General features: G+C 73.6%; 24 protein-coding genes and 1 tRNA gene. 15 read left to right on the top strand and 10 right to left on the bottom strand.

Features of this window, described 5'->3' with window-relative positions; translation table 11 throughout:
- From FFG40_RS11945 to FFG40_RS11925, 5 genes are all read left to right on the top strand, one after another.
- Complete coding sequence (locus FFG40_RS11945; RefSeq protein ID WP_138803322.1) at positions 1–1002, top strand: glycosyltransferase; 1002 nt, start codon at positions 1–3, stop codon at positions 1000–1002.
- A complete protein-coding gene (locus FFG40_RS11940; protein WP_138803321.1) occupies positions 999–2327 on the top strand; it encodes a glycosyltransferase in 1329 nt (442 codons plus the stop codon). The genes FFG40_RS11945 and FFG40_RS11940 overlap by 4 nt, the downstream gene beginning before the upstream one ends.
- Positions 2324–2947, top strand: coding sequence for an SIS domain-containing protein (locus FFG40_RS11935; RefSeq protein ID WP_138803320.1), 624 nt, complete (start codon positions 2324–2326; stop codon positions 2945–2947). Before FFG40_RS11940 ends, FFG40_RS11935 begins: the two co-directional genes overlap by 4 nt.
- Positions 2944–4377, top strand: a complete 1434-nt coding sequence (locus tag FFG40_RS11930) for a PfkB family carbohydrate kinase (protein ID WP_260678865.1) — start codon at positions 2944–2946, stop codon at positions 4375–4377. The genes FFG40_RS11935 and FFG40_RS11930 overlap by 4 nt, the downstream gene beginning before the upstream one ends.
- Before the next feature lie 62 nt (positions 4378–4439).
- Entirely contained in the window at positions 4440–5144 is a 705-nt protein-coding gene (locus FFG40_RS11925) for an SDR family oxidoreductase (RefSeq protein WP_027465581.1), read from the top strand.
- 370 nt (positions 5145–5514) lie between these two features.
- On the opposite strand, the gene FFG40_RS11920 is transcribed toward FFG40_RS11925, so the two are convergent.
- On the bottom strand, positions 5515–6603 hold the full coding sequence (locus tag FFG40_RS11920; protein WP_138803319.1) for a glycosyltransferase family 9 protein: 1089 nt from the start codon (positions 6601–6603) through the stop codon (positions 5515–5517).
- Positions 6604–6737: 134 nt separating this feature from the next.
- On the opposite strand from FFG40_RS11920, the gene FFG40_RS11915 reads away from it, so the two are divergent.
- The 6 genes from FFG40_RS11915 (at position 6738) to FFG40_RS11890 (ending at position 13324) form a co-directional block, all read left to right on the top strand.
- On the top strand, positions 6738–8264 hold the full coding sequence (locus tag FFG40_RS11915; RefSeq protein WP_138803318.1) for an aldehyde dehydrogenase: 1527 nt from the start codon (positions 6738–6740) through the stop codon (positions 8262–8264).
- Positions 8261–9754, top strand: coding sequence for a D-glycero-beta-D-manno-heptose 1-phosphate adenylyltransferase (gene rfaE2, locus FFG40_RS11910; protein ID WP_138803317.1), 1494 nt, complete (start codon positions 8261–8263; stop codon positions 9752–9754). Before FFG40_RS11915 ends, rfaE2 begins: the two co-directional genes overlap by 4 nt.
- Positions 9751–10635 carry a glycosyltransferase family 2 protein gene (locus FFG40_RS11905; RefSeq protein ID WP_138803316.1) on the top strand — a complete coding sequence of 295 codons (885 nt, stop codon included), beginning with the start codon at positions 9751–9753 and terminating at the stop codon, positions 10633–10635. Before rfaE2 ends, FFG40_RS11905 begins: the two co-directional genes overlap by 4 nt.
- A 93-nt stretch (positions 10636–10728) precedes the next feature.
- Positions 10729–11421, top strand: coding sequence for a DedA family protein (locus FFG40_RS11900; RefSeq protein WP_138803315.1), 693 nt, complete (start codon positions 10729–10731; stop codon positions 11419–11421).
- Complete coding sequence (locus FFG40_RS11895) at positions 11418–12665, top strand: sensor histidine kinase (protein WP_138803314.1); 1248 nt, start codon at positions 11418–11420, stop codon at positions 12663–12665. The genes FFG40_RS11900 and FFG40_RS11895 overlap by 4 nt, the downstream gene beginning before the upstream one ends.
- Positions 12662–13324: a response regulator transcription factor gene (locus FFG40_RS11890; protein WP_138803313.1), complete on the top strand. Its 663-nt coding sequence runs from the start codon at positions 12662–12664 to the stop codon at positions 13322–13324. The genes FFG40_RS11895 and FFG40_RS11890 overlap by 4 nt, the downstream gene beginning before the upstream one ends.
- An 86-nt stretch (positions 13325–13410) precedes the next feature.
- On the opposite strand, the gene FFG40_RS11885 is transcribed toward FFG40_RS11890, so the two are convergent.
- The 8 genes from FFG40_RS11885 to FFG40_RS11850 form a co-directional block, all read right to left on the bottom strand.
- Positions 13411–13914, bottom strand: a complete 504-nt coding sequence (locus tag FFG40_RS11885) for a Dps family protein (protein ID WP_111057144.1) — start codon at positions 13912–13914, stop codon at positions 13411–13413.
- Positions 13915–14037: 123 nt separating this feature from the next.
- Complete coding sequence (locus FFG40_RS11880; protein WP_071244660.1) at positions 14038–14460, bottom strand: SIP domain-containing protein; 423 nt, start codon at positions 14458–14460, stop codon at positions 14038–14040.
- A 29-nt stretch (positions 14461–14489) separates the two neighbouring features.
- Positions 14490–15134, bottom strand: a complete 645-nt coding sequence (locus FFG40_RS11875) for a TetR/AcrR family transcriptional regulator (protein WP_232749594.1) — start codon at positions 15132–15134, stop codon at positions 14490–14492.
- Positions 15131–17227 carry a CocE/NonD family hydrolase gene (locus FFG40_RS11870; protein WP_138803312.1) on the bottom strand — a complete coding sequence of 699 codons (2097 nt, stop codon included), beginning with the start codon at positions 17225–17227 and terminating at the stop codon, positions 15131–15133. The genes FFG40_RS11875 and FFG40_RS11870 overlap by 4 nt, the downstream gene beginning before the upstream one ends.
- Positions 17224–19011 (bottom strand): ABC transporter ATP-binding protein, encoded by a 1788-nt coding sequence (locus tag FFG40_RS11865; RefSeq protein WP_138803311.1) that lies wholly within the window; start codon positions 19009–19011, stop codon positions 17224–17226. Before FFG40_RS11865 ends, FFG40_RS11870 begins: the two co-directional genes overlap by 4 nt.
- The gene (locus tag FFG40_RS11860; protein WP_138803310.1) at positions 19008–19895 is read right to left on the bottom strand and encodes an ABC transporter permease; all 888 of its coding nucleotides are present in this window, start codon (positions 19893–19895) and stop codon (positions 19008–19010) included. The genes FFG40_RS11865 and FFG40_RS11860 overlap by 4 nt, the downstream gene beginning before the upstream one ends.
- Positions 19892–20920, bottom strand: coding sequence for an ABC transporter permease (locus FFG40_RS11855; RefSeq protein ID WP_111022881.1), 1029 nt, complete (start codon positions 20918–20920; stop codon positions 19892–19894). The genes FFG40_RS11860 and FFG40_RS11855 overlap by 4 nt, the downstream gene beginning before the upstream one ends.
- Positions 20917–22518 carry an ABC transporter substrate-binding protein gene (locus tag FFG40_RS11850; RefSeq protein WP_138803309.1) on the bottom strand — a complete coding sequence of 534 codons (1602 nt, stop codon included), beginning with the start codon at positions 22516–22518 and terminating at the stop codon, positions 20917–20919. Before FFG40_RS11850 ends, FFG40_RS11855 begins: the two co-directional genes overlap by 4 nt.
- 236 nt (positions 22519–22754) lie before the next feature.
- On the opposite strand from FFG40_RS11850, the gene FFG40_RS11845 reads away from it, so the two are divergent.
- From FFG40_RS11845 to FFG40_RS11835, 3 genes are read left to right on the top strand one after another with little or no spacing between them, the layout of a single operon-like run.
- Positions 22755–23348, top strand: a complete 594-nt coding sequence (locus tag FFG40_RS11845; RefSeq protein WP_138803308.1) for a molybdopterin-dependent oxidoreductase — start codon at positions 22755–22757, stop codon at positions 23346–23348.
- Complete coding sequence (locus FFG40_RS11840; protein ID WP_138803307.1) at positions 23345–24136, top strand: ferredoxin reductase; 792 nt, start codon at positions 23345–23347, stop codon at positions 24134–24136. The genes FFG40_RS11845 and FFG40_RS11840 overlap by 4 nt, the downstream gene beginning before the upstream one ends.
- A complete protein-coding gene (locus FFG40_RS11835; RefSeq protein ID WP_138803306.1) occupies positions 24136–24405 on the top strand; it encodes a DUF6510 family protein in 270 nt (89 codons plus the stop codon). The genes FFG40_RS11840 and FFG40_RS11835 overlap by 1 nt, the downstream gene beginning before the upstream one ends.
- Before the next feature lie 284 nt (positions 24406–24689).
- On the opposite strand, the gene FFG40_RS11830 is transcribed toward FFG40_RS11835, so the two are convergent.
- Positions 24690–24761: transfer RNA gene (locus FFG40_RS11830), tRNA-Gly, on the bottom strand.
- Positions 24762–24894: 133 nt separating this feature from the next.
- Here FFG40_RS11830 and FFG40_RS11825 point away from each other — a divergent pair.
- Positions 24895–25101: a hypothetical protein gene (locus tag FFG40_RS11825; RefSeq protein ID WP_027465565.1), complete on the top strand. Its 207-nt coding sequence runs from the start codon at positions 24895–24897 to the stop codon at positions 25099–25101.
- Positions 25102–25182 lie beyond the last annotated feature (81 nt).

The raw sequence follows: 25182 nt of genomic DNA, 5'->3' as shown, positions 1-25182 counted from the left end.
ATGCGGATCCTCGTGTGGCACGTGCACGGCGGCTGGATGGACGCCTTCGTCCGCGGCCCCCACGAGTACCTCATCCCGACCACCCCGGCGCGCGACGCCTGGGGACTCGGCCGCGGTGGGCGCGACTGGCCGGACTCCGCGATCGAGATCGACCCGGCCGACGTCGCCGAGGCCGAGGTCGACGTGGTCGTGCTGCAACGCACCGAGGAGCTCGAGGAAGCCCGTCGTCTGCTCGGTGGCCGCGACGTACCGATCGTCTTCGTGGAGCACAACGCGCCCCGGGTCGACGTGCCGAACAGCCTGCACCCGATGCGCGACCGCGACGACCTGACGATCGCGCACGTGACGCACTGGAACGCCCTGATGTGGGACTGCGGCACCACCCGGACCACCGTCGTCGAGCACGGCGTCGTCGACCCCGGCCCGCTGTACAGCGGTGCGCTCGAACGCCTCGGCGTCGTCATCAACGAACCCGTCCGGCGCAACCGTGTCGTCGGCACCGACCTGCTCCCCCGCTTCGCCGAGGTCGCCCCGGTCGACGTCTGGGGCATCGGCACCGAGCGGCTGCCGGAGCTCGGCTTCGGCGACCGCGTGGTCGCGCAGGGCGACGTGCAGGCCGACCCCATGCACGCGGCCCTGGCCGAACGGCGGGCCTACGTGCACCCGAACCGCTGGACCTCGCTCGGCCTGTCCCTCATCGAGTCGATGCACATGGCCATGCCGGTCCTGGTGCTCGCGACGACGGACGCGGCCCGCACGGTTCCGGGTGAGGCCGGGGCGATCGCGACCGACGTCGAGGAGCTGGTGCGGGCCTCCAGGCTGCTGCTGGAGGACCCGGACGAGGCGCGTCGACGGGGACTCGTGGCGCGGGAGGCCGTGCTCGCACGGCACGCGCTCGGTCGGTTCCTGGCCGACTGGGACGACCTGCTCGACGACGCCGTCGCGCGCGGTGTGCGACGGAACCGTGCGGCGGGAGCCGCGCTCGAAGGGAGCCTCGGATGAAGATCGCCATGGTGTCCGAGCACGCGAGTCCGCTCGCCGTGCTCGGCGGGGTCGACGCCGGTGGGCAGAACGTCCACGTCGCCGAACTGTCCGGTGCGCTGGCCGACCGCGGCCACCACGTGACCGTCTACACGCGGCGCGACGACGCGGCGCAACCCGTCCGTGTGCCCCTGCGCCCCGGTGTGGACGTCGTGCACGTCGACGCCGGTCCCGCGCGTGCCGTGCCGAAGGACGAGCTGTTCCCGTTCATGGGGACGTTCGCGTCGGTGCTCGCCGCCGAGTGGTTCCTCGACCGTCCCGACGTGGTGCACGCGCACTTCTGGATGTCGGGCCACGCCGCGCTCGACGCGGTGACGCAGGTGCAGGCCCGGACCGGTGGGGTGCGGATCCCGGTGGTGCAGACCTTCCACGCCCTGGGGGTCGTGAAGCGTCGGCACCAGGGAGCCGCGGACACCAGCCCGGCCGAGCGCGAGTGGGTCGAACCCGCCGTCGGCCGGAGCGTCGACCAGGTCGTCGCGACGTGCTCGGACGAGGCGTTCGAGCTCAAGGCCCTCGGCGTCCCGCTGCACCGCATCTCCGTCGTGCCGTGCGGCGTCGACGTCTCGCTCTTCCGTCCGGACGGCTCCGTCGAAGAGCGCGACCGTCCGCTCCGGGTGCTCACCGCCTCACGGCTCGTGCAGCGGAAGGGCGTCGGGACGACGATCGCCGCTCTCGCCGCGCTGGTCGAACAGGGCCGTGACGTCGAGCTCGTCGTCGTGGGCGGTGCCGGTGTCGCCGGTGCCGACCTGGTGGACGACCCCGAGTACCAGCGCCTCGACACCCTCGCCCGGTCGCTCGGCGTGCGCGACCACGTGACCTTCCGCGGGCAGCTCGGGCAGCACGACATGCCCGCCGTCTACCGCAGCGCCGACGTCGTCGTCTGCGCCCCCTGGTACGAGCCGTTCGGCATCGTGCCACTCGAGGCGATGGCCTGCGGCCGCCCGGTGGTCGCGTCGAGCGTCGGCGGGCTCATCGACACCGTCGTCGAGGACGCCACCGGCCTGCACGTGCCGCCGCGCGACGAGACCGCGGTCGCCGAGGCCGTCGGCGCACTGCTCGACGACCCGGAGCGCCGCGAGGCGTACGGCCGTGCCGGTCGACAGCGCGCCGAGTCCCGCTACACCTGGCAGAAGGTCGCGGCCGACAGCGAACGCGTCTACGAGCGCCTGCTCGCCGGCGCGACCTCGTCCGCCAGCACCACCGGGCCCGCCGCCGGCCGCTCGCGCACCACCCACGCCGGCCGGGTCACCCGCGCCGCGCAGCCGACGGAGAGGACCGCACGATGACCATCGACCAGCAGACCGGGCTCGAGGACCGCGCCGTCACCGACAGCGCCCGCGTCGTCGTCGACCACGTCGCGGCGTCGGTCCCCGTGATCGCCTCCCTCGTCGACCACCGGGACCACATCGCCGAGTGGGCGGACGACATCGCCGGGCGGCTCGTCGCCGGACGTCGGCTGCTCGCCGCGGGCAACGGCGGCTCGGCTGCCGAGGCGCAGCACCTGACGTCCGAGCTCACCGGCCGCTTCGAGGGCGACCGACCGGCGTACTCGGCCATCTCGCTGCACGCCGAGACCTCCGCCGTGACCGCCATCGGGAACGACTACGGCTACGACCAGGTGTTCGCGCGGCAGGTGTCCGCGCACGCCCGTGCCGGTGACGTCCTCGTGCTGCTGTCGACGAGCGGCAAGAGCCCGAACCTGCTGCGGGCCGCCGAGGCCGCACGTGCCGTGGGTGCCCGCTCCCTCGCGCTGACCGGCCCCGGACCGAACCCGCTCGCCGACCTGGTCGACGACGCGATCTGCATCGAGGGGCCGTCCGCCAACGTGCAGGAGGCGCAGCTCGTCCTGGTGCACGCGCTCTGCAAGGCGATGGAGCCGACGCTGCGTCGCGGGGGCCGTCGATGAGCGGGCCCGCTGCCGTCGCACCGCGTCCCGGTGCTGCCGGTGGCCGTGCCGCCGGACCGCGCTTCCGCATCGCCGTCGTCGGGGACACCCTGCTCGACGTCGACGTGTCCGGCACGAGCGAGCGCCTGAGCCCCGACGCCCCCGTCCCCGTGGTGGACGTCGCCACCGACGACCGCCGTGCCGGTGGCGCCGGACTCGTCGCGACGATGCTCGCCCGCGACGGCCACGACGTCACCCTGGTCACCGTCCTGAGCGACGACGGCCGTGCCCAGGAGATCCGTGACCTGCTGCCCGACGTCACGATCGTCGCCGGGCCGTCCGGGGTCCCCACCCCCGTGAAGACCCGCGTGCGCGTCGTCGACCACGCCCTCGTCCGGATCGACGAGGGCTGCGCGACCCCGCCCGTGCCCGAGGCCACCGACGCGATGACCGCTGCCCTCGACGGCGTCGACGCGATCGTCGTCGCCGACTACGGCCGCGGGGTCGCCGCTGCCCCGGCAGTCCGTGACGCCCTCACCCGTGCGGCCGAGCGCCTGCCGGTGGTCTGGGACCCGCACCCCAAGGGCGCCGCCCCCGTCCCCGGCACCACAGTCGCCACCCCGAACGCTGCCGAGGCGCGACGTTTCACCGACGTCGAGGGACGCGGTGTGCCCTTCGCGACCGTCGCCGCCGCCCGGCTCGTCGAGCAGTGGCAGGCCGGCGCCGTCGCGGTCACGATGGGTGACCGCGGTGCGCTGCTCGCCGACGCCCAGGGCGACAGCCGCTTCGTGCCCGCTCCGTCGGTCAGCGCCGGGGACCCCTGCGGTGCCGGCGACCGGCTCGCCGCGGGCGTCGCTGTCGCACTGGCGTCCGGCGCGGACGTCCCCGAGGCCGTCTCCGCCGGTGTGGTCGCCGCGTCCGAGTACCTGGCCGCCGGTGGCGTCACCGCGCTCTTCGCCGACGACGGCCCCGCACCGCTCGCCGTGCCCGGGGCCGACCGGGACGCCATGCGCCTGGTGCACGACGTCCGGAGCGCCGGCGGCACCGTCGTCGCCACCGGAGGCTGCTTCGACCTGCTGCACGCCGGGCACGCCCGCACCCTGTCGGCCGCACGTGCACTCGGCGACTGCCTGGTCGTGTGCCTCAACTCGGACTCGTCGGTCCGCGCCCTGAAGGGCCCGGACCGTCCGATCATGACCCAGGACGACCGGGTCGAGCTGCTCCTGGCACTCGACTGCGTCGACGCCGTCGTGGTGTTCGACGAGTCCACCCCCGACGAGGCGCTGCGCCGCTTCCGCCCGGACGTCTGGGCGAAGGGCGGCGACTACACCGCGAGCGAACTGCCCGAGACGGCGACCCTCGCCGAGTGGGGTGGCCGCGTCGTCACCGTGCCGTTCCACCCGGGCCGCTCGACCACGCGGCTCGCCGCCGCGATCGAACGCGTCGGCTGAGCGTCCGCTCGCCGTTCCACACCCGCTCGACCACTTCCCGCACCACTACGCAAAGGACATCCATGCCCGTCCCCACCACCCCCATCGGCCGCGTCCTCGTCACCGGCGGCGCCTCCGGACTCGGAGCCGCCGTCGTGGCCGCCGTCACCGAGGCCGGCGGCACTCCGATCGTCCTCGACCTGCGGATCGACGCCGTCCCCGAGGGCGTCGACGCCGTCGCCGTGGACGTCTCGGACACCGACGCCGTCGAGCAGGCGGTCCGTGACGCCGCCGAGCGGCACGGTGGCCTGGACGCCGTCGTCACCGCCGCGGGCATCGACACCCCCGCCCCGATCGACGCGATCTCGTCCGGCAAGTGGGAGCAGATCGTCGGCGTCAACCTGATCGGCACCGCGTCGACCGTGCGCGCCGCCCTGCCCGCCCTCGAGGCCACGCACGGCCGCGTCGTCACCATCTCCTCGTCGCTCGCCCTGCGCGGCGTCGGCGACGGGACCGCGTACTCGGCGTCGAAGTTCGGCGTCCGCGGGTTCTCGCAGGCGCTGGCCGCCGAGACCGCCGGTCGCATCGGCGTGACCAACATCATCCCCGCCGGGATGCGCACGAACTTCTTCGCCGACCGGACCGAGCAGTACAAGCCGGGACCGGACGCGCAGCTCATCGAGCCGGAGTACGTCGCGAACTCGATCATCTTCGCGCTGTCGCAGCCGGCCGGCTGCGAGATCCGCGAGCTGTCGATCATGCCCGCGACGGAGCCGAGCTGGCCGTAGCCGCTCGCCACTGACGGACGGGAGGCGCGTTGCCGGCTGGCACCGCGCCTCCCGTGTGTCCGTTCGTGCACGGTGCGCGGTGCGTCGCCTGGTGCAGCGTTGACGGTTGGGTGCGCGCTTGCAGCGCCGCACGCAGCGGGCAACCGCGCACGGGGCGACGGCGCGCGCACGGTGCGGCCGGGAGGCGCGCTGCCGGCTGGCACCGCGCCTCCCGTCCGGCGTCCGGTCGCGTTCCGTGCACGGTGCGCGGTGCGTCGCCTGGTGCAGCGTTGACGGCTGGGTGCGCGCTTCCAGCGCCGCACGCAGCGGGCAACCGCGCACGGGGCGACGGCGCGCGCACGAGACCGAAGCGCGCACGGTGCGGGGCTCGTCAGAGCGTGCGGAGCAGGTCCTCGACGTCGGCGAGGACGGCCTCCGGCTCGACCTGGTCCACGTAGGACGGGTCGTGCTCGCACCGCTCGGCGGTCCAGCCGACCTGTGTCACGTCGACGCCGCAGACCGGGCACTGCGTCACGAAGGACAGGCGCACCCGGTGCCGACTGCGGTCGAACGGCCCGGCGTTGATCACGTTGCCGAACCAGAACACCCCGACGGTCGGGGTGCCGACGGCGACGGCGAGGTGCCGTGGGCCGGAGTCGTCGCCGACCATGACGTCGGCGGCGGCGAGGACGTCGGGCAGTTCACGCAGGGGCAGTGAGCCGGTGAGGTCGTGCACGCGTCCCCGCAGCTCGGGCGGCAGTGACGCGACGATGGCGGACGATGCCGGCACGTCCGAGTCGTCACCCACGAGCACCACGTCGTCACCGGCGGCGAGCCGGGCACGGGCGACCTCGGCGAAGCGCGAGGGGCTCCAGCGGCGACGCGGGTCGGTGGCGCCGGGGTGGATCGCGACGAGTCGTCCCCGGGCGCCGAGGCGCTGCCGGACCCCGGCCCGCGCGGCCTCGGGGACGTGCAGTCTGGGATCGAGGGTGACCGGTTCGGCGCCGGCGAGCGAGGCCACCTCGAGCGCCCGGAGGACCTCGTGCTGGTAGTAGACGTAGCGGACCCAGCGTTCCAGGACCTCGGCGTCCTCGGTGGCGGTGCCCACGGTGTGAGGGGCGCCGAGCCGGAGCAGGAACGGGTTCGAGTTCCGGCCACCGCCGTGCACCTGCACCGCGAGGTCGAAGCGCCCGTGCAGCCGGTCGAAGAAGTCCTGCTCGGTCGGTGCGCCCCCGCCGGAGTCCCGCACGCCGGGGACGACGGGGAGCTCCTCGTAGGCGTGGACGGCGTCGGTGCGACCCTCGAGCACCGGCCGCGCCGACGGTGCTCCGAGCAGCGTGATCCGGGCTCCCGGGTACGCGGCGGCCAGGGACTCGACCGCCGGGAGGGCGAACATCAGGTCGCCCAGTCCCCCACCGCGGAGCACCGCGATCTCGCTGACCCCGTCGAACCGTTCTCCGCCCACACCGATCTGTTGCACAGCTCCACGTCTACCGGTCGGACCCGTCCGGACGCCCAGCAGCGCCCCCGGATGGACGAGAAGCGCGATGCCGTGACCGCACACAGCGGAGCACGAGCACCGTGTGAGGCCCCGCCCGCCTCCGGAAGGACCCCATGACGATCGCACCCCCCGCCGCCGACGACCTCGTGGTGACCGACCCCGTGAACGGATCGATCGCGTCCACCGTGCGCCGCTCGACCGAGGACGACGTCCGCAACGCCGTCGCCCGTGCCCGTGCCGCTGCCGGTGCCTGGGCCCGGACCGCGCCGGCCGAGCGCGGTGCACTGCTGCACGCCGCGGCCGAGCACCTCCGTGCGCACGCGCAGGAGCTGGCGGACCTCAACACCCGCGAGACCGGCAAGGTGCCCCGCGACGCCCTCGGTGGGGTCGAGGCCGGCATCGGCACGCTCGTGCAGTACGCCGAGCTCGGGCCGGTGCACCGCGGTGAGGCCCTGCGCGGGCAGTTCGGTGCCGCCGACTGGTCGGTGCCGCACCCGCGCGGCGTGGTGCTCGCCCTGACGCCGTGGAACGACCCGGTCGCCGTGGCCTGCGGGATCCTCGGAGCAGCGATCGTCACGGGCAACACCGTCGTGCACAAGGGCAGCGAACGGTGCCCCGCGACCTTCGCCCGGCTCAACGCGCTCCTCGCCGAGGTCCTGCCGGACGGCGTGCTCATCGGCGTCGACGGCGACGCGACCACCGGCGAGCAGCTCCTGGCGCAGGAGGGCATCGACGTCTACGCGCACGTCGGGTCGACCGCGACCGGTGACCGTCTGAGCGAGGTGGCCGCGACCACCCGCGCCCACGTCATCCGCGAGAACGGCGGCAACGACCCCGTCGTCGTCGACGCCGACGTCGACCCGGAGTGGGCCGCCGCACAGGTCGCCCTCGGCGCCTTCGCGAACACCGGCCAGATCTGCACCAGCGTCGAGCGGGTGTACGTGCACCAGGACGTCGCCGAGCCCTTCGTCGCCGCGCTGGTCGCCGAGGCGGAGCGCCGCACGGCCGCACCCGCCGCCGAGTTCGGGCCGCTCGTGGACGACCGGCTGCGCGATCTCTTGCAGCGCCACGTCGACGACGCGATCGCCGGCGGTGCCGTCGCCCGGACCGGCGGCGTCACGCCCGGCGGGCTCGGATCGTTCTACCCGGCGACCGTCCTGACCGACTGCACGGACGACATGCTCGTGCTGACCGAGGAGACCTTCGGCCCGATCGCCCCGGTGCGCGTCGTGTCGGACTTCGCGGAGGGCCTCCGGCTCGCCGCGGCCGACCGCTACGGCCTCGCAGCCACCGTGCTGACGAACGACACCGCACACGCGCTCCGTGCCGCCTCCGAGCTGCCCGTCGGCACCGTCAAGGTGAACGCCGTGTTCGGTGGCGCTCCGGGCGGCAGCGCCCAGCCCCGCGGTGCCTCGGGCGCCGGGTTCGGGTACGGCCCGCACCTGCTCGACGAGATGACGACCACGACGGTGGTGCACCTCGAGGCCGCGCCGCCGCGCCGTACCGTCGAGCCGTCGACCGCAGCCGCCGGCAGCACCGCAGCCACCAGCAACACCGGCGCCGCAGCAGGCGCCACCGGCCCCGCAGCCGCTGCCGGCGCCACCGCCGGCAGCGCCGACACCGTGGGAGGCACCCGATGACCGCCGACGTCCGTCTGGTCCGTGACCTCGTCGCCACGATCGACGACCGCGAGCCCCTCGTCGTCGTCATCGGCGACTGCATCCTCGACCGCTGGACCGTCGGCGAGGCCGAGCGGGTCTCCCGCGAGGCCCCGGCCCCCGTCGTCCGCGTCACCGAGACCATCGCGGTGCCGGGCGGCGCGGCGAACACGGCCGTGAACGCCCGCGCCCTCGGCGCCCGCGTCCGCATGGTGGGGCTCATCGGTGACGACGAGGCCGGTGACGTCCTGCGCCAGCGGCTCGAGGCAGCCGGCGTCGACACGTCGTTCCTGGTCGAGATCCCCGGCGCCCGCACCACGACGAAGTCGCGTGTGGTCGGCGGGGACCGCGTCGTGGTCCGGGTCGACGAGCTGGCCGCGACCCCGACCGCCGAGCACGGCGAACGCCTCGCCCGCTCGGTGGCCCGTGCCATCCGGTGCGCCGACGCCGCCGTCGTGTGCGACTACGGCCTGGGCGTCCGCCCCGAGGACGTCGTGCCCATGCTCGACCGTGACCGCCCCGGCGCCGTCGTCGTCGACGCGCACGACCTGACCCACTGGGCCGCGCTGCAGCCCGACCTCGTCACGCCGAACGCCGGTGAGACCGCCGCACTGCTCGGCACGGAGCTCGGCACCGGTGCCGACCGCGTCGGCACCGTCGTCGCAGCCCGGGCCGACGTGCTCGCCCGCAGCGGCGCCCGTGCCGCGGTGGTCACGCTCGACCGCGACGGCACCGTGCTGCTCGAGCCCGGCTCCGACCAGGGGTTCCGCACGCGAGCGACGCCCGCCTCGGAGCAGCAGGCCTCCGGCGCCGGTGACACCTTCTGCGCCGCCGCGACCGTCGCCCTCGCCGTGCAGGCACCCCTGCGCGATGCCGTCGCGGTCGCCCAGGCCGCTGCCGACGTCGTCGTCCGCGAGGCCGGCACGTCCGTCTGCACCGCCGCCGCCCTGCTCGACTCGGTGACCGCGCCGGCGGCGACGGTCGTCGACCACGACGAGCTCGCCACCGCGGTCGAGGCCGCACGGCAGGCCGGCCGACGCGTGGTCTTCACGAACGGCTGCTTCGACGTCGTGCACCGCGGACACACCACGTACCTGCGCCAGGCCCGTGACCTGGGCGACCTGCTCGTCGTCGCCCTGAACGACGACGACTCGGTGCGCCGGCTGAAGGGCCCGGAGCGGCCGATCAACCCGGCCGAGGACCGCGCCGGAGTCCTCGCCGCGCTGGCCTGCGTCGACCTGGTCACGGTGTTCGCGACGGACACCCCCATCCCGCTCATCGAACGGCTGCGCCCCGAGGTCTACGTCAAGGGTGGGGACTACTCCCCCGAGATGCTGACCGAGACCGAGGTCGTGCGCGGCTACGGCGGTGAGGTCGTCATGGTCGACTACGTGCCCGAGCACTCCACCAGCGCCGTCGTGCGCCGGATCCGCGAAGCCGCTGCGCGGCCCGAACCGGACCCGGCACCGTGACCGCCCGCTGGTCCGGGTCCTGGGCGAAGGCCCCCGATCCAGCGGACACGAGCACGGTCGACGTCGACGTGCTCATCCCGACCGTCGGCAGGCCGGCCGAGCTCGCCACGACGCTCGCCGGCCTCGCCGCCCAGACCGACGTCGACCTGCGCGTCGTGCTGAGCGACCAGTCCGCGGACGGAGACGCCGCCAGCGCGCCGGCGGTCGCCGCGATGCTCCGCGTCCTGGAGGCGCAGGGCCGGCCCGTCACGCTCCTCACCCACCCGGAACGGCGTGGCCTGGCAGAGCACCGGCAGTTCCTGCTCGACCACGCCGAGGCCGCCGCGGTGCTGTTCCTCGACGACGACGTCTGGCTCGAGCCGGGGTCGATCGCGCGGATGCTCGAGGCGCTCCGTAGCCTGGGCTGCGGGTTCGTCGGCAGCGCCGTGCAGGGCCTGTCGTACCTGCAGGACCGACGCCCCCACGAGACCTCGGTGTTCGAGCGGTGGGACGGCCCGGTCGTGCCCGAGGTGGTGCGCCGCGGGACCCCCGGCTTCGACCGCTGGTCGCTGCACAACGCCGCGAACCCGACGCACGTCGCCGCCGACCTCGACCTGCACCCCGGCGAGTGGGTGCCCTACCGCGTCGCGTGGGTCGGCGCCTGCGCGCTGTACGACCGTCGTGCGCTCGAGGAGGTCGGGGGCTTCCGGTTCTGGGACACCCTGCCGCCCGAGCACGCCGGCGAGGACGTCGTCGCGCAGCGGCGGGTGATGGAACGGTTCGGCGGTGCGGGCATCATGCCCTCGGGTGCCGTGCACCTGGAGGCCCCGACCACCGTCGTCGACCGTCGGGTGGACGCGCCCGACGTGGTCTTCGCGGACGGGAACGTCATACCGCGGTAGGGGGTGGTCGAGACCACCGCGGGATGGCCAGCGCGCTCCGGCTCCGTAGCGTCGTCCTCGTCGACGAGTTCCGTCGGCTGGAGGGAGCACCCCGTGTTCGACCAGATCACCCCGCTCGTCGTCGAGCTTGCCGCGAGTCCGCTCGTCTACGTCGTCCTCTTCGCCCTGTGCCTGGTGGACGGCTTCTTCCCGCCGGTGCCGAGCGAGTCCGCCCTGGTCGCGATCGCCGCCATCGCCGCGACGTCCGGGCAGCCCGTCCTCGCCGTGGTGCTCGTCGCCGCCGCCCTCGGAGCGATCGCCGGCGACTCGATCGCGTACTGGATCGGCCGCCGGATCGGGTTCGCCCGGCTGGCCCGGTCGAAGCGACCACGGATCGCAGCGGCCTTCGCGTTCGCCGAGCGGCAGATGCAGCGCCGCTCCGCCAGCCTGATCCTGACCGGGCGCTTCATCCCGGTCGGCCGGGTCGCGGTCAACATGACCGCCGGCGCGACCCGGCTGTCGTACCGCCGCTTCCTCGCGATCAGCGCGATCGCGGGGCTGGCCTGGTCGGCGGTGTCGATCGGGATCGCCCTCGCCGCGTCGAGCGTGCTGCACGAACCGATCGTCGCGGCCCTGGTGTCGATGGTGGTCGCCGCCGGGCTCGGGATCGCGGTCGACCGGGTGCTCGGTACCATCAGCCGCAGGCGCGAAGCCCGCGCGGCTCGCGCTGCTGCTGCTGCCGCTGCCACACCCGCCCCCGCCCCCGAGCCCTGCCTCGTCCGAACCGGAGAGACCGCCCGCCCGTGACCGTCGTCCCGAAGCCCCGACCAACCTGGGTCCGGCCTGCCGTGCAGATCGGCTTCGTCGTCGTCGTGGTGTCCCTGTTCGCCGTCGCCGCACCCGTGACCGCCGTGTTCTACGGCGTCCCCGTGCCGCTCGCGATGCTCGCGACCGCCGTGCTGTCGGCGAGCATCGGGCTCGCACCGCTCGTCCCCCGCACGGCGTCGGTCGCGCACCTCGTCGCCCTCGCCGGCCTCGGCATCCTGACGGCACCCGGCACCGTCGGGCCCTGGCCGGTCTCGGTCACGAGCATCATCGGCCTGAGCGTGCTGCTCGTCGTGCTGGGCGTCCGCACCACCTGGCGGCTCACCGCGGTGGTCTGGGTCGCGGCGACGCTGCTGACCCTGCTGCTCGTCGGCGTGACGCCCGACCGGTGGGGGCAGGTCGACGTCTGGGCGACGAGCTTCGTGGTGAGCGCCGGTGACACCCTCGTCGTGGCGGCGGCTGCGGTGGTCATCGGGCAGCGACGGACCGTGCGCGAGGAGCTCGCCGCCGCCCGCCGCGACACCGAGCTCGAGCAGGCCCGACGCCGGGCGGTCGAGGAGCGCTCCCGGATCGCCCGTGAGCTCCACGACGTCGTCGCCCACAGCATGTCCGTCGTGCACATGCAGGCCGAGTCCGCCCCGTACCGCGTCGCGGACCTGCCGCCGGAGGCCCGCACCGAGTTCGCCGCGATCGCCGAGACCTCGCGCACGGCCCTGCGGGAGATGCGGCAGCTGCTCGGCACCCTGCGTGGCGACGCCGACGCCGAGCGCGCACCGCAGCCGCGGCTCGCCGACCTGCACGCGCTCGTGCAGGCCACCTGCGCGGCCGGCATCCCCGTCGAGCTCCGACTCGACGAGGGGCTCCACCCAGACCTCGACGACGTCGACCGGCTCGCGCAGCTCACCGTGTACCGGGTCGTGCAGGAGGCGCTCGGCAACGTGGCCCGGCACGCGCCCGGTGCGACCACCGTCGTGACGGTCGGGAGGCACGGGCCGGCCCTCACGGTCGAGGTCGCCAACACCGCGCCACCGGTCGGCAGCGTGCCCGGTGCGCCGCCGGACGACGGTGGCTTCGGCCTGGCGGGGATGCGCGAGCGCGTCGCCGCGCTCCGCGGCACGATCGACCACGGGCCGGACCCGGACGGTGGCTTCCGGGTTGCCGTGCGCCTGCCCACCCGGCCCGCCACGACCACGTCGCAGCCGAGGCCTGACGGGGCGAGCCGATGACGCGGGTGATGGTGGTCGACGACCAGCAGATGTTCCGTGTCGGACTGCGAGCGATCCTCCAGGCCCAGGACGACGTCGAGGTCGTCGGCGAGGCCGCGAACGGGGCCGAGGCGGTCGTGATGGCGATCCGGCTCCGGCCGGAGGTGATCCTGATGGACGTCCGGATGCCGGAGCTCGACGGGATCGAGGCGACCCGGCGGATCACCGCGGCGCCCGCGGAGTCGCCCGTCCGCGTGGTGATGCTCACGACGTTCGACATCGACGACTACGTGTTCGACGCGCTCCGTGCCGGGGCGAGCGGGTTCCTGCTCAAGGACGCGAGCGCCGAGGAGCTCGTGCAGGCCGTGCGGACCATCGCAGCCGGCGACTCCCTGCTCGCACCGAGGGTGACCCGGCACCTCGTCGAGGCCTTCGTCGCCGGTCCGCAGCCGACGGCCCCGCGGACCGAGGTGCTCGACGTGCTGACCGACCGGGAGCGTGACGTGTTCCTGCTGATGGCGCGGGGGCGGTCGAACGGCGAGATCGCGGCGGAGCTGTTCATCGCCGAACAGACCGTGAAGACCCACGTCGGCCGGGTCCTGGCGAAGTTGCAGCTGCGGGACCGGGTGCACGCCGTCGTGCTGGCGTACGAGAGCGGTCTGGTCACGCCGTCCGCGTGAGGTGCGGGCCCGAGACGTGACCGCAGACGGACAGGAGGCCCGGTGCCAGCTGGCACCGGGCCTCCTGTCCGAGGTGTGGTCGCGACTCAGGCGGCGAGGTGCGCCTGCAGGAACCAGCGGTCCTTGGTCAGCGCGCGCTCGATCTCGATCGCGACGTCCTGGCTGTTGAGGTCGACCTCGTCGAGGCCGTCGACCGCACGGCGGACCTGCAGCAGCGCGGCGTCGATCTGGGCGATCACCTCGGTGATGGTGACGTCCGAGTTCTGGAAGCCCTGCGACAGCGGCGGCAGGGTGGTGTTCGCGGCGACGGTCGCGATGCGCGAGTCGACCGGCAGGCCGAGGGCGACGATGCGCTCCGCAGCCTTGTCCGCGTAGTCCTGCGCGTGCTCGACGATCTCGTCGAGGAGCTCGTGCACGCCGACGAAGTTGCGGCCACGGACGTGCCAGTGGGCCTGCTTGCCGTTGACGACGAGCGCCTCGAGGTCGATGACGACGGGGGCGAGGAACTGCGCGACCCCGGCTGCGAGCTCCGGCGTGGTCGAGAACGGGGACGTGGTGCTGGTGGTGGTGGTGCTGCTCTGCGTGGTCATGTCGTTTCCTCCTCCGTCGTGGCTGCACCCGCGTGCCTGGCCCTGTCCGGACCGGCGCGGTGCTGCCGATGGTCACAACCATGCCCGCCTCTCTTGCATGCCGCAAGGAAGAGCAGGCTGCCCTTACCCGCCGTACTCGACCTGGACCTGCTGGCCGGCGTCGGTGAGTTCGAGCTGCACCATCGACCGTGCGCGCTCGATCCACGGGCTGTCCGCGCACCCGATCCAGACCGAGGTGCGGGGCTCGCAGCCGGTCACGCACCACTCGGCGGCCCAGCCGGTCAGGGCGTGTGCGAGGGCTTCGCCGTGGTCCGCGAAGACCAGCGGGGCGACGGCCGAGCTGCGGGCGCTCCGGACCAGCCAGGTCACGGTGACGCGCGGCGGAGCCGGCAGGATGCGGATCTGCTCGTCGAGGGCGACCTCGACGAAGACCTGCCCGTACGCGTTCTCGGGGAGTTCCTCGAGCTGGCGGTGGATCTCGACGAGGTCCTCGGCACCGCCCGCGATGAGGATGCGTTCGCTGGGCTGTCGCCGGGTCCGTGCCATGTGGCAACGGTAAGGGAAGCCTTACCTCATCACAAGGGGGAACGACCGGTTCCGGCGATGTCCACAGCGGGCACACCGAGTTCGTGCGACAGGAACCGCCACATCCACGACAGGGCGACCGTGTTCGTCAGCCCCGGGACGCCCTGGGCGATCTGGGTCGCGACGCCGTCGCTGTACGCGGCGAGCTGCAGCGCGACGGTGTCGGCGTCGGCCGCGTGGCGGAACACCCCGCTGTCCACCCCGCGCCGGATGACCCGCACCAGGCACGCCTCCCAGACGCGGATGCGTTCGGCGTACTCGGCGGCGACCTCGGGCCGCCGGACCACCGCGGTCCAGTAGTCGGACCAGATCCGCCAGTGCTGCCGGACCTGCTCGGTGTCGCCGAACAGCGGTGCGACGAGCATCCGCAGCCCCACCAGCACGTCGGGTTCGGCGTCGACGGCCGCGACGATGGCGCCGTAGAAGCGCTCCGTCTCGAGCACCACGACCTCGTTGAGGATCTCCGCGACGCTGCCGAAGTGGTACGTCACGGTGCCGACGGAGACGCCGGCCTCGGCCGCGATGTCGCGCAGCCCGGTGGCGCCGACGCCGTTTCGCACGATCACCGCGCGGGCAGCCTCGACGATCATCGCGCGTCGGACCTCCGGCCGCTGCCGGACCCTCGCCGCGGTCACGCCGACGTCCGTGGGACGTCGTCGACGAAGGTCCGCTCGGTGACGAGCACCTCGGGTTCTTCGGGTCCGCCGTCGCGGGCCCAGGCGCGCACGGTGTTGACGACGTGGAAGGTGTCGGCGTCGGCGGTGACCTCGGAGGTCGTCTCGAGGCGCGCGGCCCACTCCGGCTTCGCCAGCCCGATGGCCCAACGGGAACTCGCCCGTGCGCTGGTCGGGTCGTCGGAGCGGATCCGGTACGTCTCGCGGGCGTCCTCGGTGAACACGAGGCCGTCCGGGTAGACGCGCCCGCCGCCGTACCCGGGGTCGACGTCGAGCGTCCACTCCCCCGTCTCGACGTCGTGCGTCACCGTGCGCTGCGGCAGCGGGTCAGCCGGCGCGACGCGCTCGATCACGAGGGGCTCGGACCGTTCGGGCTCGGCGAAGACCACCCCGTCGTCGGTCGACCGGGTCCAGGTGGGCAGGGTGACGCTCGAGGCGGTCGGGTCGATCGTCACCGTGGCCTCGACGCCGTGCGGCCACACCCACGGCCAGTAGGACGACGAGACCGCGATGCGCAGCCGGTGTCCGGCGGCGAACCGGTGTCCGGTCGACACCAGGCGCACGGGCAGTTCGGCGGGCGTCCCGGGCACGAGCACGTCGTCGCGGTCCATGCCGTCGCGCTTCGCGGCGTTCAGCACCCCGCGCGTGACGAGCGTCGACGAGCCGTCCGGTGCGACGTCGCAGAGCCGGACGGTCAGGGTGGCCCGGGGCGCATCGCTCGTGACGGACAACCGCACGAGCACATTGCCGAGCAGGTCGAACGCCTTGCCGACGGGCAGGTCGAAGGTCACCGACCGGCCGTCCTCGGCGCGCTGGTCCGTCGGCAGGTCGGTGGCGTTGCCGAACGGGAAGAACCGACCGGCGTCCACTCCGGTGTGCTGCGGCGACCGCACGACGACCGGTCCGAGGTCGCCGCCCCGCAGGGCGGCGAGGGGCAGGACGCGCTCGTGGGTCGCGGCGGAGGGCCACGCCTCGGCGCCGATCCAGCGACCGCGGCGATCGGCGTAGTACGGCGCGGGGGCTTCGCCCTCGTTGATCCAGGCCCGCAGTGCGGGGTCGTCCTCGACACCGGTGTCGACCCCGAGCAGCCAGCGGTCCCACCACCGCAGGGTCTCCTGCAGGAACCCGATCGACGGCCCCGGTGCGAGCCCACGGTCCGGGTACTGGTGCGACCACGGGCCGACGATGCCCTTCACGGGGGCGCTGACGTGGTCGACGAGCCGGAGCACGGCGTCCCGGTACGGGTCCGCCCAGCCACCGACCGCGAGCACCGCGGCGCGGATGCCGTCGTAGTCCTCGGCCGCGCTGCCGTGCCGCCAGTAGTCGTCGCGCTCCTGGTGCGCCAGCCACACGGGCGTCATCGGGCGGTTCGCCTCGAGGCGTTCCCGCCAGCGGTCGATCCACCCGGCGCCGACGACCTCGGGCCGGGGCGGCCGGGAGTTGAAGGCGAACATGGTCGCGCCCCAGGCCGCCATGTCGATGCCGAGCACGGCGCCGCCGACGTAGTGCACGTCGTTGTCGTACCGGTCGTCCGTCGAGCAGACCGTCACGATGGCCTTGAGTGCGGCGGGTGCCCGGGCCGCGAGCTGCAGCGCGTTGAAGCCGCCCCACGAGATGCCGAACATGCCGACGGCACCCGTCGACCACGGCTGCTCGGCGAGCCAGGCGATCACGGCCTCGCCGTCGAGCAGCTCCTGCTCGCTGTACTCGTCGTCGAAGAACCCGTCGGACGAACCGGTGCCGCGGATGTCGACCCGCACCGAGGCGTACCCGTGCTGGGCGTACCAGGGGTGCCGCTCGGAGTCGCGTGGTGCGGTCCAGTCGTCGAGCCGGTACGGCAGGTACTCGAGCAGTACCGGCGTCGGGCCGCCGGGGCCACCCGGCTGCGTCGGCGACTGCGACGGCGCCCAGATCCGGGCGTGCAGCCGCACACCGTCGGGCATCGGGATCCACTCGTCGCGGACCGTCACGCCCGCGGGCAGCGAGCCGGGGTCGCCGATGGCGGTGAACGTGGCGGCGGCGGTGCCGTGGTCGGTGCCGTCGTCGGTCGTCATGCGTCCTCCCAGTTGCGGGTGCGGTGTCCGTCGCCGTGGTCGGTCCAGCCGTCGGCGTGCCGCCAGCGCGGCACCCCGTCACCGACGTCGGGCAGGGTCGTGCTGCCGGGTTCGAGGGTCGCCGCGAGCAGCGTCGACGTGTACGGGTGGTTCGGGCCGGTGAACACCCGCTCGGTCGGTCCGATCTCGACGATCCGGCCACCGGTCATCACGGCGACCCGGTCCGCCACGCCCCGCACCACGGCGAGGTCGTGGCTGATGAACAGGCAGGCGAGGCCGCGCTCGCGCTGCAGGTCGGCCAGCAGCGCGAGGATCCCCGCCTGCACCTGCACGTCGAGCGCTGTGGTGATCTCGTCGGCGATCACGAGCGACGGCTCCGCCGCCAGTGCGCGCGCGATCCCGACGCGCTGGCGCTGCCCACCGGACAGCTGCGCGGGCAGGCGGTCGGCGAACTCCGGCCCGAGCCCGACCTGGCTGAGCAGGGCGCCCACGCGCTCAGGCGAGGACGAGCCGCTGAACAGCCGGAGCGGCCGCGCGACGGCTGCGCCGACGGTGCGCCGCGGGTTGAGCGACGTGTCCGCGTTCTGGAACACGAGCTGCACGGCGCGCCGCAGGTCGGGCGCGCGACCGGCGATCGGCTCGCGCAGGTCGCCGCGGGTCGTGCCGTCGTCGTACGTGAACGTCCCCGACTCGGCCGGCACCAGTCCGGCCAGCGCCGTCGCGAGCGTCGACTTGCCGCTGCCGGACTCGCCGACGACGGCGAGCGTCTCGTGCGCGGCGATCGTGAACGAGACGCCGTCGACGGCGGCCGGCAGGCCGCGGCCGTAGCGGATCACCAGGTCGTCCGCGGTCACCACGGGGCGGGCGGCGCGCTCGGGAGGCGCGGTGCGGGTGGCCGTGGAGCCGACCGTCCCGGGGACGGTCGCGTCGTCGGGCTCGTGCCCCACGCCTCCAGGCCGTCGCCCGTCCGGCACCGCGGCCAGCAGGGCGCGCGTGTACTCGTGCTGCGGAGCGGCGAAGAGCGCCGCCGTGGCGGCGTGCTCGACGACCTCGCCGTCGCGCATCACGGCGATCTCGTCCGCCATGGCGGACACCACCCCGAGGTCGTGGCTGACGAGCAGGACGGCCACGCCGAGCTGCCGACCGAGGTCGGCGACCAGGTCGAGGACCGCGGCCTGCGTGACGACGTCGAGGGCGGTGGTCGGTTCGTCGAGGACGAGCACGCGCGGCCGGGCGGCGACGGCCATCGCGATCGCGATGCGCTGCTGCTGTCCGCCGGACAACTGGTGCGGGTAGCGGCGGACGATCGCGTCGGGGTCCGGCAGCCGGACCAGCCGGACCAGCTCGGCGACGCGTTCGGGGCCGTCGGGCTCGCCGTGGGCGCGGAGGGCCTCGCGGATCTGCTCGCCGACGCGCATCGACGGGGTGAGTGCCTGTCCGGCGTTCTGGGCGACGACCGAGGCGGTGCCGCCGCGGAGCGCCCGGCGGCCGGCCGGCGACAGGGCGAAGACGTCGGCGCCGTCGACGCGGACCGTCCCGCCGTCGATCGCCGACCCGGCGCGCAGGTGTGCCAGGAGCGTCCGCGCGACGGTGGACTTGCCGCTGCCGGACTCGCCGACCAGGCCGAGGGTGCGACCGGCCTCGATCGCGAACGAGACACCCCGGACGACGGGCACGCGTCGCTTGCCGGCGGCGTACGAGATGGACAGGTCGTCGACGCGGACGATCGCGTCGGGCACGGTCGTCGTCGCGGCGGACGTCGTGCCGGTGTCGGTGCGGGTCATGCGCTGACTCCCTGCTTGGCACGGTCGACGCCGAGCGACTTGCTCAGGCCGTCGGCCGCGAGGTTCAGTCCGATCACCAGCGTGGCGAGTGCCACGATCGGGGCGAGGGTGCCGAGCGGCACCACGGTGAGCGCGGTGCGGTTCTCCTGCACCATCAGGCCCCAGTCCGGGGTCGGTGGGTTCGCGCCGAAGCCCAGGAAGGACAGCGACGCGACGAGCAGCACGATCCACGAGGCCCGCATCGCGTACTCGACGAGCACGACGTCGAGCACGTTCGGCAGGATCTCGCGGAACACGATCGACAGCGGCCGCTCGCCCCGGGCGCGGGCCGCGGTGACGTAGTCCTGGGTGATCACGGTGCGGGCGGCGCCGCGGACGACACGGGTCACCGCGGGGGCGTAGACGACCGTGACGGCGAGGACGATGACCCAGAGGCCGGCGTCGAAGACCGTCACGACGACCAGGAGCGCGAGGATCGACGGCACGCTGAGCAGGGCGTCGACGACGCGCATGACGACCTCGTCGAACCAGTTGTCGGCGTAGGCCGTGACGCAGCCGAGCACGGTGCCGACCGCGACGGCGATCGTCGTGGCGAGGAAGGTCACGGACAGCGCGTACCGGCCGCCGTTCAGGGTGCGGGAGAGCACGTCCCGGCCGTACTGGTCGGTGCCGAGCCAGTGCGTCCACGTCGGACCGGCGAGCACGTCGCCGGCGTTCGTGGCGACCGGGTCGTGCCCGGCGATGACCGGCGCGAGCAGGGCGAGGACGACGTGCAGGGCGATGAGGCCGAGGCCGATGCTCAGCGCCGTCGACCCGCGCAGGGGTGCGAGCGCGCCGGCGAGCACGTCGCGTCGGACGCGGCGGCGGGGTGCGGTGGCGGTCATGCGGCGGCCTTCCTGGTGCTGCGGGCGCTGCGGGTGCGCGTGCGCGGTCGTCGCTGGCGGGTCCGCAGCTTCGGGTCGAGTGCGAGCGCGACGAGGTCAGCGGCCAGGTTGCACACGACGTAGATCAGGGCGCTCAGCAGGGCGATCGCCTCGATGGTGGGCAGGTCGCGGTTGAACACCGACTCGAGCATGAGCTTGCCCATCCCCGGGTAGTTGAAGACGTTCTCGACCACCACGACACCGCCGAGCAGCCACGCGACGTTGAGCGCGACGACGTTCAGCGTCGGGAGCAGGGCGCTCGGGACCGCGTGCTTCCAGACCACCCGTCGCATCGTCAGGCCCTTGAGCTCGGCCGTCGTGACGAACTCCGACGCCATCACGTCGATGGTCGACGAGCGGGCCGTCCGCACGATGTAGGCGGCCATCGCGAGGGTCAGCACGATGATCGGCAGCCAGATCGTGGGCAGCAGCTCGGCGACGGTGGCGTCGCTCCCCCGCAGCACGACGGCGGGGAAGACCGGCAGGCCGATCGCGAACAGCAGCACCAGGACGGTGGCGACCATGAACTCCGGCACGCTCATCACGACCAGGCTGACGATCGAGATCACCTTGTCGCTCGGACGGCCGCGGCGGACACCGGCGACGACACCGAGCGTCAGGGACACCGTGACGCCGACGAGCATCGCGGGCACGGCGATGAGCATGCTGTTCCGGAAGGCCGTGAACAGCGTCGGGGCGACCGGTTCGCCGCTGACGAGCGAGGTGCCGAAGTCGCCGTGCACCGCGCCGCCGAGCCACTGCAGGTAGCGGAGCCAGACGTTCTGGTCGAGGCCGAGGGTCTCGCGCAGCTGCTTGACGGCGTCGGGGGTGGCGTTCTGCCCGAGCAGCTGCTGGGCGACGTCACCGGGGAGCGCCTGCACCGCGAGGAACACGAACAGCGAGGCGAGCACCACGGTCAGCACGGCGATGCCGACCCGGCGGAGGACGGGGACGAGGACGTCCGACGGCGTGTTCGTGGTCGTCATCGGCGCAGTCCGATCCGCAGGTAGTCGAACTCGAAGCCGTACTCCGAGTAGTTCACGACGTCGCGGGACAACCCCACGAGCCGGTCGCCGAACATCGGCGTCATGTCGGCACCGTCCTCGACGACGAGCCGCTGGGCGTCCTGGTACAGGGTGAGCCGCTTGGCGTCGTCCATCTCGGCGCGGGCGTCGTCGAGCAGCCCGTCGAAGGTCTCGTTCGACCAGGCGCTCTCGTTGTACGACGACCCCGAGCGGAAGATCTGGTTGAGCAGCTGGTCGATCGGCCGCCCCGTGAACCAGTAGCTCACCATGAGCGGCTTCTGCATCCAGATCTGCGTGTAGTACGAGTCCGAGCTGGCGTTGCGGACGGTCAGACGGATCCCCGCGTCGGCGACGGCGTCGCGGTAGGCGACGGCCATCGGGGTGAACACCGACTCGTAGCTCGACGTGTAGATCGCGGCGCGGAAGTCCGCACGCCCGGCCTGCTTGAGCAGCGCCCGGGCCTTGTCCGGGTCGTACTCGCGGTGGTCGTCGACGAACGCGGCGAGCTGCGGCGGCACGGGGTTGTCCCAGCCTGCCGAACCGGTGCCCTGCAGGGCGGTGTCGACGATCTTCCGGGGGTCGTAGGCGAGCTTCATCGCCTGGCGCACCCGCGGGTCGCTGAACTCGTCGCTCGTGGCGAGCATCGGGATCGTGTACCACTGGGCGTTCTTCGACCGGGCGACGGTGGCGCGGTCGGACGCCGACACCACCCGGGCGGTCGCGAAGTCCAGGTTCGTCTGCGAGATGAGGTCGATCTGCCCGGCGAGCAGGGCGTTCACCCGCGCGGTGGTGTCCTGGATCGAGTAGAAGTCGATGCCGTCGAGTGCCGGGCGGCCAGCGAAGTGGTCCGGGAACGCCTCGACGCTGCCGGCACCGGCGGGGGTGAACGACGACAGCCGGAACGGCCCCGTCCCGATCCCGGTGCGGCCGATGTCGGCGATGGCGTCGGCCGGCACGATGTAGCACTGGTAGGCGGTGAGCAGCGACGGGAACTCGGCGTTCGGCTTCGTCAGCGAGAAACGCAGCGTGTACGGGTCGACGGCGCGCATCGAGTCGGCGTCCATGACCTCGCCGAGCACCCCGGCCTGCGGGCTGCCGGTCTTCTCGTCGAGGATGTGCCGGATGCTCGCGATGGCGTCGTCGGCGGTGAACCGGGCCCCGTCGTGGAAGACCACGCCCCGGCGGAGCGCGAAGGTCCACTCGGTGCCGTCGGCGTTCGCGGACCACTCCTCGGCCAGGTCCGGCACCGGGGTGCCCTGCTGGTCGAGCTTGACGAGCCGGTTGTACAGCGCGCCGAGGTACTCGTAGGCCGACAGCGAGCTCGCGGAGTCGAGGGTCTCGGCGGCCGAGGCGGCGGGCCGTGCGATGCGCAGGCGTCCGCCACGACGGGCGACGCCGGTGGCCGCGGCCTCGGGGATCGTGGGCGTGCCGGCGGACGCGCCGGAGCTGCACCCGGCGAGGGTGAGCAGGCCGAGGCCGGCCAGACCGGCGGCGCCGGTGATGAGCGCTCGACGGCTCGGACCATGGGCGTCTCGGGGTTCGGGGACGATGGGCTGCATTCGGGGTGACCCCTCCTGTAATCGTTCCGGTGAACGATAGAGGTCCCGCGCCGATCCCCCAAGCCCGCTCCTGACGCGTGGGTCGCCACCGCGTCCGACCCGATCGGCGAGCCCGCGCGGATCTGCCGCCGCGCACGACCGTTCCGTCCACGGGTGGAACGTTTACCAACCCGTTACACGGGCGCGCCCGGTTCGCGGCATGATCGGGAACGCACCGACGTCCGACGAGGAGGACCATGGCCACGTTCACCCGCGGGTTCGGCGGTCGACGCGACGACCGCGACGACACCCGCATCCCGCCCGGTCAGACCCTGGTCCGCGACTGGCCCGTCCTGTCCGCCGGAGCGACGCCCGACATCGAGCCGACCGACTGGGCCTTCTCGATCCGCACCGAGTCCGGCCTGCACCAGTGGACCTGGGACGAGGTGCACGCGCTCGGCGTCGAGGACGTCACCGTCGACATCCACTGCGTCACGCACTGGACCAAGCTCGACATGCCGTGGCGGGGTGTCCCGCTCGACCGCCTGTTCGAGGACGTCGAGACCGAACTCGACTACTGCATGGTGCACAGCCACGGCGGGTACACGACCAACGTCCCGCTCGACGAGCTGCTCGACGGCAAGTCCTGGATCGCGTTCGAGGCCGACGGCGAGCCCCTGACGCCCGAGCACGGCGGGCCCGCCCGCCTGCTGGTGCCCCACCTGTACTTCTGGAAGAGCGCCAAGTGGGTGCGCGGCATCGTCATGCAGGCCGACGACGAACCCGGCTTCTGGGAGAACGCGGGCTACAACCTGCACGGCGACCCGTGGAAGGAAGAGCGGTACTGGTGACGGTCCCCGACACCGGCCTGGAGGCACGGATCACCCCCGTCGCTCGCCCCGCCACGCGCAGGCGGCCGGCCTGGCACGCCGCGACCGTCGCGTCCGTCCGCCGCGAGACGACGAACGCGCGCCGGATCGTCCTCGACGTCCCCACCTGGCCGGGCAACGACCCCGGGCAGCACCTGGACCTGCGGCTGACCGCCGAGGACGGCTACCAGGCACAGCGCTCCTACTCCATCGCGTCGGCCGGCCCCGCGACCGACGTCGTGCTCGCGGTCGACCGGGTGGACGGCGGCGAGGTCTCGCCGTTCCTCGTCGACGCCGTCGAGGTCGGCGACGCGCTCGAGGTCCACGGACCCCTGGGCGGCTGGTTCGTCTGGCGGCCGGGCGAGTCCACCCGTCCGGTGCAGCTCATCGCCGGCGGCTCCGGCATCGTGCCGCTCGTCGCGATGGTGACCGCCCACGCCGAGGCGGACGACCCGGCGCCCTTCCGGCTCCTCGCGGCCGTCCGCACTCCGGACGACGTGTTCTTCCGTGCGGAACTCGACCAGGCGTTCGCGAGCCGGGCACCGCTCGAGGTGACCCACGTGTACAGCCGCACCGCGCCTCCAGGCTCGTCCGTGCCGGCCGGCCGGCTGACGCAGGACGCGCTCGCTGCCGCGGTGTTCCCGCCGGACGCGGGCGCCCTGGTCTACGTGTGCGGGTCGACGCCGTTCGTCGAGCAGGTGCTGCGCTGGCTCACCGAGCTCGGACACGACACGAGTGACGTCCGTGCCGAACGGTTCGGGGGCAACTGATGGTCGTCGTGGACGGCAACGCGCTGGCGGGGACGCTGGCCGACACTCTGGGACCCGAGCCGACCGTGGTCGCCCTGCGCTGCGCCGGGTGCGGTTCGCTCGGGGTGCTCGGGCAGACCACCGTCCACCGCTCCGCGATGGGGTCGGTGGCGCGCTGCCGCGGGTGCGACACGGTGCTCGTCACGGTCGTCGAGTCGGGAACCCGGCGCTGGGTGGGATTGCCCGGTGCCCGCACGATGTCGGTGCCATTACCGGACGGCCTCGAGTAGCACAAGGCTCGATCGGCGGGTCGTGCGGAGTTCTTGCGGGTTCCCGCAACCCTGGATCCGGTTCCCACCCGAACGGGGGACGGCTCCGGATACATCCTCGGAACTGCGCCGGGCCACCCACCCGGCGCGTGCCGGTGGGGGCAGGGTCGCCTCCGCGCCCGGTGGGCGCGGGTACCCGAAGCCTGCGCCCGCTGGGCCCCCACGCCTTCGGTGCTGCGACGCCCCGCAACGACGGAACCCCCGCCGCTCTTCCGAGCGACGGGGGTTCCGGTCTTCCTGTTCTGAGCGGATGACGAGATTCGAACTCGCGACCCTCACCTTGGCAAGGTGATGCGCTACCACTGCGCCACATCCGCATTCACACGCCGTGCTGGCCGTGCGGAGATGACTCTACCCGATGACGGGCGGCATCACCGGTTCCGGTGCAGGTTCCGGGCGTGTCCGGCGCGGCGCGGGCCGTCCGTCAGGTCGACGGAGTTCGATCGGACCATGAGCTACGTGCACGACAATCCCGGCGGGACCGAGGCCCACGGGGTCGACCTGGTCGACGGTGACGCCCCCGCGATCCGGATCCTGGTGCACGGCGACCTGCCGACCACGATCGAGCACGAGGGCCGCACCTGGCTCGCGACGGGCGACGCCCACGACGCGGGCGACGACGACACCCCGCCGATCGCGATCTACCGCCCGGTCTGAACCGGCGGGTCCGGCTGGGCTGACCGATCCGGGTGCGCCCGGGCCGTGTGCCGCCGGGCCATGTGGCGTGTACGCCCGGCC

Source organism: Curtobacterium sp. KBS0715 (assembly GCF_005938005.2).
In the GTDB taxonomy this organism is placed as follows: Bacteria; Actinomycetota; Actinomycetes; order Actinomycetales; family Microbacteriaceae; genus Curtobacterium; species Curtobacterium flaccumfaciens.
The sequence above is the reverse complement of the archived record's forward strand: the minus strand, read 5'-3'. Positions and strand labels throughout refer to the sequence as shown.